Origin of the sequence: Chitinophaga pinensis, assembly GCF_007896845.1 — a bacterium.
Taxonomy (GTDB): Bacteria; Bacteroidota; Bacteroidia; order Chitinophagales; family Chitinophagaceae; genus Chitinophaga; species Chitinophaga pinensis_C.
The window spans coordinates 26,953-37,500 of the sequence record NZ_VOHS01000096.1 but is presented as its reverse complement, the minus strand read 5'-3'; the positions used below and the strand labels follow the sequence as shown (position 1 = coordinate 37,500).

At 46.6% G+C, this 10,548-nt stretch carries 8 protein-coding genes (1 of these 8 only partly in view); 1 reads left to right on the top strand and 7 read right to left on the bottom strand.

Annotated elements, in window-relative coordinates; genetic code table 11:
• On the bottom strand, positions 1-1,232 hold the 5' portion of the coding sequence (locus FEF09_RS30470) for a hypothetical protein (RefSeq protein WP_146308690.1). It extends 565 nt beyond the left edge of the window; only the first 1,232 of its 1,797 coding nucleotides appear in the window; the start codon lies at positions 1,230-1,232; the stop codon falls past the left edge of the window.
• Between the two features lie 80 nt (positions 1,233-1,312).
• Positions 1,313-1,813: a biotin/lipoyl-containing protein gene (locus FEF09_RS30465; protein WP_146308688.1), complete on the bottom strand. Its 501-nt coding sequence runs from the start codon at positions 1,811-1,813 to the stop codon at positions 1,313-1,315.
• A 177-nt stretch (positions 1,814-1,990) separates the two neighbouring features.
• Between FEF09_RS30465 and FEF09_RS30460 the strand changes: the two genes are divergently transcribed.
• On the top strand, positions 1,991-4,528 hold the full coding sequence (locus FEF09_RS30460; RefSeq protein WP_146308686.1) for a M1 family aminopeptidase: 2,538 nt from the start codon (positions 1,991-1,993) through the stop codon (positions 4,526-4,528).
• A gap of 57 nt (positions 4,529-4,585) precedes the next feature.
• On the opposite strand, the gene FEF09_RS30455 is transcribed toward FEF09_RS30460, so the two are convergent.
• From FEF09_RS30455 to FEF09_RS30435, 5 genes are read right to left on the bottom strand one after another with little or no spacing between them, the layout of a single operon-like run.
• Positions 4,586-5,989: an MBL fold metallo-hydrolase gene (locus tag FEF09_RS30455; RefSeq protein WP_146308684.1), complete on the bottom strand. Its 1,404-nt coding sequence runs from the start codon at positions 5,987-5,989 to the stop codon at positions 4,586-4,588.
• A gap of 39 nt (positions 5,990-6,028) precedes the next feature.
• Positions 6,029-6,532, bottom strand: coding sequence for a DUF4442 domain-containing protein (locus FEF09_RS30450; RefSeq protein ID WP_261387987.1), 504 nt, complete (start codon positions 6,530-6,532; stop codon positions 6,029-6,031).
• Between the two features lie 7 nt (positions 6,533-6,539).
• Complete coding sequence (locus FEF09_RS30445; protein ID WP_146308682.1) at positions 6,540-7,052, bottom strand: thioredoxin family protein; 513 nt, start codon at positions 7,050-7,052, stop codon at positions 6,540-6,542.
• An 18-nt stretch (positions 7,053-7,070) separates the two neighbouring features.
• Complete coding sequence (gene ppk1 / locus FEF09_RS30440) at positions 7,071-9,134, bottom strand: polyphosphate kinase 1 (RefSeq protein WP_146308694.1); 2,064 nt, start codon at positions 9,132-9,134, stop codon at positions 7,071-7,073.
• A gap of 23 nt (positions 9,135-9,157) precedes the next feature.
• Positions 9,158-10,447, bottom strand: a complete 1,290-nt coding sequence (locus tag FEF09_RS30435) for a Pycsar system effector family protein (protein ID WP_146308680.1) — start codon at positions 10,445-10,447, stop codon at positions 9,158-9,160.
• Between the last annotated feature and the right edge of the window lie 101 nt (positions 10,448-10,548).

Below are 10,548 nucleotides of genomic sequence, written 5' to 3'. Positions count from 1 at the left end.
GCCGGAATGACCACCGGTGCTGGTGCCGGCGTTTCAGTCGTTGCCGCCGGAACAGGTGTTCCCGCTGGTGGCGCCTGATGACCGCCTGTATCCATGAAGTCTATAAAAGCAGGATCATCTGCCTTCTTCTTACGTGACTTCTTATCTTTCTTCGACGATGTTTCTTCTTTTACCGGTTCTGCTGGTATCGCCGCCGGCGTAGTCTCCGCAACCGGAACTGCTGCAGGGGTATCCTGTACAGGCGCCGGTGCAGGTGTTTCTGTCGTTGCCGGAGCTACCGTTGCAGGTGCTGGCGCAGCATCTTTATTCTCTTCAGCCAGTATCGCACTAGCCAGTTGTTGTTCTTCTTCTGTCAGCGGCTCACGTTCACGTCTTTTCCTTTTCTTCTTTGGCGCTTCTGTCACCACTTCAGCGGGTACCACTTTCTTTGCACTATCTGCAGGAACTGCTGCTGTTGCCGGTGCTTTAGGCTGTTCCGGCTCTATCTCATCTGGCCGGTCATCACTCACTACTCTATCAAGTGCCTGAGAGAACTTGTTAGTCTGTTTAACCGGAGGTGGCGTGACAGGATTTACCGGACGAGTACCCGGCCCTACTGTTGCCCCAGATTTCGCAGGAAAAGTAGAATCGAGGTCCTTCTTCAGAGATGCCATCATTTTCTGATTCTTCTCTTCTTCAGAAACTGCCGGTACCGGCGGCGCTGGTATCAATGGTGTATCCGCTGCAGCCGTTGCAGGTGCAGTTACTACTTCAGGTGCCGGCGTTGTAGTAGCCACTTCTGCTACGGGAACCGGTGCAGGAGCTTGTTCAGTCGCTACTGCTGCATCCTGCGCCGGCGCTTCTGTAACTGCTGCTGTTTCCTTCTGCTTAGCGGTCGCCGGTCTGGTTACTGCAAATGTCTGCAGATTAAACAAGGCATATCCCCTGTCTCCATCCTGCTTTAACAGAAATCCCTGATCCGCCGGACCGGTAATACGTACCTGATACTCCCGCTCAGGCGCATCACTTTTTGCAAAACCAATACGCAGAGAAGCAGTACCGGCCGGCATTTTGGAAAGTATGAGATACCCCTTGTCTGAAGACGGGAGCAGCTTACCATCATATCTTACATAAAAAGACTGGGATCTTTCACTTTGTATGTACACAAAATACTGCTGATCCTGCGCTGACATATGTAATGCCATCCCAAGGAAGAACAGTGTGAAAAAAGATCTCTTTAAAAATTGCAGCATACACATTACTTAAATAACTACGAATGACGGACTTGTCCGTCATTCCTGATCGCTTTATATTGGTTTAATAATTACAAAATCTATTCCAGAATAACCAGTACCTCTCCCTTCTCCACCGCTGTCCGTTCTTTGACCTTCACCTCTTTTACCACCGCATCTGCTGCTGCCTTAAATACATTCTCCATCTTCATTGCCTCCAGGATCAATACCGGATCACCTTTCTTAATAGCTTGTCCGGGTTCTACCAGTACCTTCAGGACCAATCCCGGCATAGGCGCTTTCAGATCATTCACCTTACGGCTCAATGCATCCTTCATCCCCATCTCTGCCAGCAACTGATCGATCGGCTCCTCTATCACCACCTCGTATTCCTGCTGATCTATTATAATGGTAACCGTTTTTGTATCCCGGTCAATCTTAGCTACCTGAGCTATATAGCTCTTTCCATTCAATATAACACTATGATTACCACCGGGTAATGATATCTCCGACCAATTCACCGATTGCTCATCACAAGTAGTTGTATGCTTCCCGGTTGCGACTTTAAACGACAGATCGCTATTCACAATAGCTTTTATCATAACATGGTTTTAGCTGTATCGGAACAAAAATAACATTTTTAAACACTTACCGGCCGGGGGCTTTGCGAATGATCCCGAATAATAGCCAATTATCATGATTTGTTTAATATTAACAGCCCGAATAACAATTATTTGTGATAAATCCTGTTAATTCGTGGCAAAAAACAGTTAATAATCATGTTCAAACCTTTGAAGCACACGCTTAAAAGTGTACTGTTAGCAGGTCTTACCGGTATAATTTATTATACGCCAGCCTCTGCTCAGCAGGCCCCTTCACAACAAGAAGATCCCGCCCTCAAAATCTACCGTGCTACATCTCCCAAAGTGCATGACCTGACGCACACTAAACTGGATGTTCGCTTCGATTATGCAAAAAGATACCTATTCGGTAAAGCATGGCTTACACTGAAACCTCACTTTTATACCACCGATTCCCTGACACTCGATGCCAAAGCGATGGACATCAAACAGGTAGCAATCGTAAAAGCAGGCAAAAATGTACCTCTGCAGTTCACCTACGACAGCTTACAGCTGCACATTGCACTGGATAAGCCTTACCAGAGAACAGAATCATTTGTTATCTATATAGATTACGTAGCCCGTCCTGAAGAGGTAAAATCTGAAGGCAGCTCCGCTATCACCGATGCGAAAGGCCTGTACTTTATCAATCCTGACAGCGCTATCGCCAATAAACCAGTACAGATCTGGACACAGGGTGAAACAGAATCCAGTTCAGCCTGGTTCCCTACAATAGATCGTACCTATCAGAAGACTACCGAAGAGATCAGCATTACAGTTGATAAAAAATATGCTACGCTCTCCAACGGTAAACTGGTAAGCCAGAAAAACAATGCTGACGGCACCCGCACCGATAACTGGAAAATGGACCAGCCTCACTCTCCTTATCTGTTCATGATGGCAGTGGGCGACTTCGCTATCATCAAAGACCAGTGGAAAGGCAAAGAGGTGAATTACTATGTGGAAAAGGCATATGCTCCTTATGCGAAAGCCATCTTCGGTAATACCCCGGAAATGATGACCTTCTACTCCAACCTACTGGGTTATGACTATCCTTGGGTAAAATACTCTCAGGTGGTAGTAAGAGACTACGTTTCCGGCGCTATGGAAAATACTACTGCAACCATCCACGGCGACTTCCTGCAGAAAACCGACAGGGAACTGCTGGACAATAACAACTACAATGAAGCAGTTGTTGCTCATGAATTGTTCCACCACTGGTTCGGAGATCTGGTTACCGCAGAATCCTGGAGCAACCTGACCCTGAACGAATCTTTCGCTGATTACAGTGAATACCTGTGGATGGCTTATAAATATGGTAAGGATGCTGCTGACGATCATGCTTACAAAGCCATGCAGAGCTATGAGAAATTTGCCCAGTACTCCGGCGACAGAGACCTGGTACGTTTCCATTACCATGATAAAGAAGACATGTTTGATGCAATCAGCTACCAGAAAGGTGGCCGTATCCTGCATATGTTACGTAATGTAGTGGGTGACAGCGCCTTCTTCAAATCTCTGAACCTCTACCTGAAGACAAACGCCTTCAAATCAGCTGAAGCGCACCAGCTCCGCCTCGCTTTTGAAGAAGTGAGCGGTCAGGACCTGAACTGGTTCTTCAACCAATGGTATTATGGTCAGGGTTACCCTGTACTGGACATCAAGTCCACCTTTAATGAGACCAACAAGACTGTCACCGTCACCGTAGAACAGCAGCAGACAGGTGATAAGATCTTCCAGTTGCCGGTAGCGATCGATATCTACGCAGGTGGTAAGAAAGTACGTCATCAGGTGACTATCTTCGACAAAACAAGCACTTTCACCCTGCCTTGCGCTACCAAACCGGATCTGGTAAACTTTGACGGTGATAAAGTACTGCTGGCTGAGAGAAAAGAACACAGAGATATCAACAGTTATATCTTCCAGTATGCGCATGCTCCTGAATTCCAGGATCGTCGCGAAGCGATCGACGCCTGTCTGAAAGAGCAAAGCACCAACCCTGCTGCTCTGAAAGTAGTAATAGCTGCCCTGAAAGATAAATTCTATGGCCTCCGTGCTATGGCGATCGGTGGTCTGAAACTGACAGATCCTGTGGTAAAAGAAACCGCATTCGCTACTTTACAGGAACTGGCGAAGAAAGATGCCAATTCAACTGTCCGCGCAGCTGCCCTGAGTCAGCTGGGTTCCCTGAAAGATCCTTCACTGACTCCGATATTCGAAGCTGCTGTAAAAGACCGTTCTTATGCGGCTGCCGGAGCTGCCCTCGAAAGCCTGAGCGTATTGAACCTTGATAAGGCTTATACCCTCGCTAAACAGATGGAAGCTGATTCCAAAGGAGCTCTGAGCAACGCGATCACCACTGTATATGCACAGAAAGGTAATGAAAGCGATGTTGCCTTCTTTGCAAAGACCTTCAATGAAACCAGCGGACAAGATAAATTGGAAGCTGCAATCCAGTATCTCTCTATCCTCAGCATCGTGGATAATACAGATCAGGTACTGCAGGGTGTGGAAGACATCAAAAAGATGGCCCTCATGTTTAATAACAAGATGGTCAACAACTATCTGGTTAGTCTCCTGCAACCTATCGCCAGAAACAAAGAAGAAAAAGCTGCGCTTGCTACGCCTGATAAAAAGACCGCTTTGCTGAAACAAAGTGAGTTTATGAAGAAAGTAGCCACGGAGTTAAAGAACTAATAAATAAAAAAGCGTCTGCCAGTTAGCAGACGCTTTTTTTATGCTGTTTTATTAAGCTTACCCTAATCCTACTTCCGAATGTCGCTCAGGGATCCCGATATCCTGAAACCCTTTCTTCAGCAACCAGTTACGGAAAATAGTCTGCACTTCATATTCGCCATGTACGAGGAATAACTTCTTCACCTCCTTTGGATCCTGACAGGATAACCACTGGCTCAGGTCTTCATAGTCACCATGTGCGCTCATTGAGCGGATCACACCTACATCTGCTCTTACCTCATAGCGGGTACCATAGATAGACACTTCTTTCGCTCCTCTCATCAGACGGCCACCCAGTGACTGTGGTTCGCAATACCCCACAATCAGGATCGTATTTCTGCTATCATTGATATTATTGGCAATATGGTGCTTCACTCTGCCTGCTTCCGCCATACCTGATGCAGAAATAATCACACAGGGCGCTTCCCGGAAGTTCAGTGCCTTGGACTCATCTACGGTACTGATATAATGCAGACCGGGGAAGTCAAAAGGATCATCGTCTCTCTCCAGTAACTTCTTTACAGTCTTATTGAAGGTTTCCGGATGGTGTCTTACCACATCGGTTGCCTCTCTTGATAAGGGACTATCCACAAAGATGTCCACCTTTGGTAGTTTACCGTCCAGTTCTGCCCTGTTAAGGGCGTATAATAATTCCTGTGTACGTCCTACACTGAAGGCCGGTATGATCAGCTTTCCCTTTTTCACCTTACAGGTATCGTGTATATATTTGATAAGCAGGTCATCTGAAGGAGCTGCTTCTGCATGCAGGGTACTCCCATAGGTTGATTCCATGAGGATATAATCTGCCTGTGGAAAAACATCCGGAGAACGGAGTATTGCATCATTATAACGACCTATATCGCCACTGAAAGTGATCTGTGAGGTCTTCCCATTCTCTGTTATGCGCAGGTGTACGGCTGCACTACCGATGATATGACCGGCATCGGTGAAGTATACTTCCACATCGTCATCGACCCGGAACCACGTATTGTAATTCACTTTTTTCAGAGCATTGATACTCTTCTTTGCATCATCGATCGTATACAGGGGTGCTATCTCCTGTTTGCCTTCCTTGCGTAATTTCTTATTTGTAAACTTTGTATCGTCTTCCTGAATCTTCGCAGAATCCAGTAGCAGGATCTCCGTCAGGTCTTTTGTGGCTGGTGTGCAGTAAATCGTTCCTTTAAAACCTCTTTTTACCAACAGGGGAATTAACCCGGAGTGATCTATATGTGCATGAGAGAGGATCATATGGGTCACACCGGCAGCGTTAAATCCGAATTCTTCATTCATCGCGTCTGTCTCTCTGCCCATACCCTGAAACATCCCGCAGTCCAGTAAGATCTTTTTTCCATTCGTGAGAGAAATGAGGTGCTTTGATCCGGTAACCGTACGTGCGGCGCCGTGAAATGCAATTTTCATGTGGTGATATTGAAGAATGAACTGTAATGGTATATGTACTCAGCCCTTGCCTTTAAAGGACCAGGTAATAGCAAACGAGGCAATTACTGTGCCATCGTGGCTTCTGCCAGTACTGTTGACGGTGACTGTTTCCGGTTCACCACTGGCGGCTGTACGTGCGATCGCATCTTTGATCACTGTTCCATCCTCACAGGTAAACCAGGTCCTGCCGGTTGCTTTCTTCATAAAACTGGCCTGCATACCAGTCACCAGCATCGATACACGTTTGGGAGTGGCGCCTCTGACATACATCATGGCCGGCAAACCCGTGCTCATTTCAGCGGCCATACCCAGACAGGCGAAGTAAGTAGAGCGAAAGGGGTTCTGGGATAACCACCTGAATGGTATAACTGTCACACACCCCGTTTCCGTCAGCTGTTTCAGCCGGACGCCTGATAACCAGGCAATAGGCAGTTTCCAGAACAGATAAAGGGAGAACCTGAACGGATGTCCGGCAAAACGCATAAATGCCCGGGCAGCTGGTGGAAAAGGGGTGTGCTCCATAACGGACTTATTGATTGGTATAAAAAGCAGGATTCAGTGCCTGTGGCGACCATTGCTTCAGCATATCCGCGACTTTCTTTTTATCATACCCATCTGCTGCTTCCAGTAAGGCGGTATTCTGTGTATGCAGGCGATTACCTTTTGCATCCAGTACTAAAAGTACAGGGAAACCAAAACGCTGTGGATAACCCAGTTTTTGAAGAAGGGGCAGGTTTTTGTTTTCCTTACTATAGTTCAAATAATAGATCACATAGTTATTCTCTGCCTCTGACAATAGTGTTGAATCTTCATGCAGCATCTTATAAAAGCGTTTGCACCAGATACACCAGTTGCCACCTACTTCCACGAGAATATGTTTATGCTGCGCCGCGGCCTGTTGTTGTGCCTTTGCCAGATCAGCAGCAGCATCAGCAGCCGGGTTATAGATATGTTCAAGATCCAGGTGTTGCTTTTCCTGTGCATGTGTAATGCCAGCACTTAGCAGCATCAACACAGCCGGGAGCCACAGATATTTTTTCATAAGCCGGATAGGTTGTTTTTACAGTGATTGCACATACTGGTAGATAGATGCCTGCGCATTAACCAGCGCGGCTCCTTCTGCCGGTTCTATTTCAATATTACGGATATTCTCATCCAATCTGACCGCATTGGTATTATCAGCCAGCTGTAAACGGATAATTTCCTTCAGCTGTTGCTGTAATGCCGGATCATAGACCGGGAAAACAACTTCAATACGTCTGTGAAGGTTACGGTTCATCCAGTCGGCAGAACCCATATACACCTCTTCATGACCATTATTATGGAAAATAAAAACCCTTGCATGTTCCAGATAGCGGTCTACGATACGGCGCACCCTTATATTGCTGCTTTCCGGCTGATCGGGTACCAGACAACAAATGCTACGTACTATCAGATCGATCTCCACACCTTCCTGACTGGCAGCATACAGGCTTGCGATCATTTCCTTTTCCTGTAGATTATTCAGTTTAATAGTGATCCTTGCAGGCTTACCGGCACGCGCATTTTCAATCTCCCGGTTAATCAGCTGTTTGAAACGGGCCATCATATTAAACTGTGCTACCAGCAGGTGATTAAAGTCCAGATAGCTGTATTTAGCCGGTTGTTCTCTTGCCTGCAGATATAAGAACAGCAGCTCCAGTTCCTGTGTCATACCCGGATGAGCAGTCATGAGCACATGATCTGTATAGAAACGTGCTGTACTTTCATTGAAGTTACCCGTAGCCATCAGACCGGCATAATCCCACTGATAACCGCGACGACGTTTTACCAGTGCGATCTTCGCATGTACTTTCAGGCCGGGGATGCTATAGATGATCTTTACGCCTGCCGCCTTCATTTTCTTTGCCCAGCGGATATTGTTCGCCTCGTCAAAGCGGGCTTTCAGTTCCACAAAGACCGTTACCTGTTTCCCGTTGTGCGCAGCACTGATCAGTGCATTGGCTATCTGGGAACTGGAAGCAATACGATAAAGTGTGATATAGATCTCCTGTACTGACGGATCCACGGCAGCTTCATTGAAGAAGCGCAGAATATAGTCATAACGCTGGTATGGTGCATGCAGGAGAATATCCCTCTTCATCACTTCCTCCAGCAAACGGGGGGTACTTTCCAGTGAGGGTTCCGGCAGGGACGCCTGCTTAGGATACGCGAATGCAGGGGATTTTACCGGCATAGGCAGATCGGCCAGGTCCTTCAGGTTATGGTACCGGCCCCCTTCTACCATTTCTTCCGGCAGTATATGAAAGTAAACAGCCAGCAGTTTCCGCAGGGCTAATGGCATGGCCGCATCAAACAGGAAACGGGTAGGGATACCCAGTTCACGTTTTACGATCATGGTCTCTACCTGTTCAAGGATATCATTGGCCAGCTCATTCATATCCGTTTCCGCATCCCTTGTGATCTTGATGCTATAACATCCGTTCACGGTATAACCCGGGAACAGGAAGCCGATATTATCCCTGATCACGTCATCCAGCATGGCAATGTAGTAGACATTGTCCAGCGCCGGCAATTCTATAAAGCGGGGCAGGAATGCACTCGGGATATTCACCAGTGCATATTGCTGCATATCCGGAGCGCTATCTTCCGTCACAGACACCACAAGGTATAACTGGTTATTCTCCAGAAATACTTCTTCCGGCTTCTTTTTACGCAGCCAGAGTGGTTGCAGGAAGCTAAGCACCCGTGTCAGGAAATATTCCCGCAGGTGCTCATGGTGTTGTGTATGAATAGGTTCGTTGTAATAGAGATGTATGTTATAACTCCCGAGGGCGGGCAATAACTGTCCGGTCAGTGTCTGTCCAAACACGCCCAGCTGCCTGTTGATCTCCGCCTGTATAGCAGGCAGGGTATCCGGAGAAATGATCTCTTCTCCGGCAGCCGCCGGATTATTATCCAATACTTTATTTACTGCCAGCACTGCCGGCATACGTACTCTAAAGAATTCATCGAGATTGGAGGAGAAGATAGAGAGGAACTTAATCCGTTCATACAAAGGCACTTTCTCATCTCTTGCCATACACAGTACGCGGTAGTTGAACGACAACCAGCTCAGGTCGCGGTCATATAGCGGTACATTCATAGAAATCGTCTTGTTACTCATGCTTAGTTCTTCACCGGGAAAAATAATGCTGCTATCAGGAACGCCGCTACGGAGATAATCAGTCCGAACATAAAGATGTTATAGGCAATACGCAGCTGTTTGTATTTCTTACCAAGCACCACGCCAAGGTGATAGATATCCTGAATCATGCTGCCATATACATATTCATTGTCTTTCATCATCTCGGTCATTCCCCAGCTATATTCTTCCAGCGACATCTTATGGAAGTTACCGAAGAACAGCAGGTTGGTCTTTTTACTGTCGATATCAGCTTTGGTGAATTTACCTACATTGATATTAGGACGGGTAGCCAGTACCGAGAATATGATGGTCAGCACGCCGGTCATTAAGAAGATAAAGGCAGGGATAATAAGATTAGGGTAATCTTCCAGTCTTCTGAACAACACGCCCAATATCACAGAGATGATAATGGAATTCACCGAGATCATGATATGTGCCTTACTGTCAGCCATAGAGCTGAGGCGGATATGATTGGTGGACGTGGTACGGAACATGGTTTCTACGCCTCTTCCCGGTTTGGGTTCTTTCTCTTTATCCTTTTTCTTGTCTTTTTTCTTTTCCTCTACGGTGGTCACGCTGGCTTCCGGTACGACTACGGCTACTGCTGCTTCCACCTGCGACTCATCTGATGCGTGTTTCGCGGCCTTGTCTTTCTTCTGTGCCTTTTCTTCCTGTTTTTCGAGTTTACTTTTCAACTTTGCGATGTTCTCGTCTTTTTGTTGTTGTAATAACGCCTTACAATAGGCTGTAAAATAGTGGTGCGATTCCTGCAGTCGCAGCGAACCGGCATTCCATACTGCACCGGGGATTTCCCTTCCACTGTAGAGTTCCATTTCCTGTCTCAGCAGACGGGATCTGTCTCTGAAGTCCTTCGTACCGAGGTGGAACAGGTCTGCATCACATACAATCTCTTCCAGCAGGTTCTTCGGATGCTGAGGCATCTTCGTAGCCATAATACAACCAGTTACCTGTTGTTGTATATCTTCTGGAATCTGTTGTACATTTAAGAACGCCCTTGCCATCTCTGCACCCTTCTCCTCGTGCATTTTCGTTTCTCCCATCAGGTAGCCAAGGTCATGAAACCAGCAGGCCACACATACAATCAGCAGGTCATTATCTGCCAGCCGGTAATGCGCTGCAATCTGCTGTGCTGCTGCAACTACCAGCTTTGTATGTTCTAAATTATGATAGACCAGGTTAGGGTGAGGATGTTCCTGGTATTGCTTTGCAACATATGTTTCTGCTGCTTCTATGATTAATCCTGTGTGCATAAGCCTTAGTTAAAAAAGCAAAACTGAGATCAGCAAGTTACTGCATTTTTAAGTTAATTTTATTCTGCAAATAAGCAATACAAAATACAGCGGATATCCAG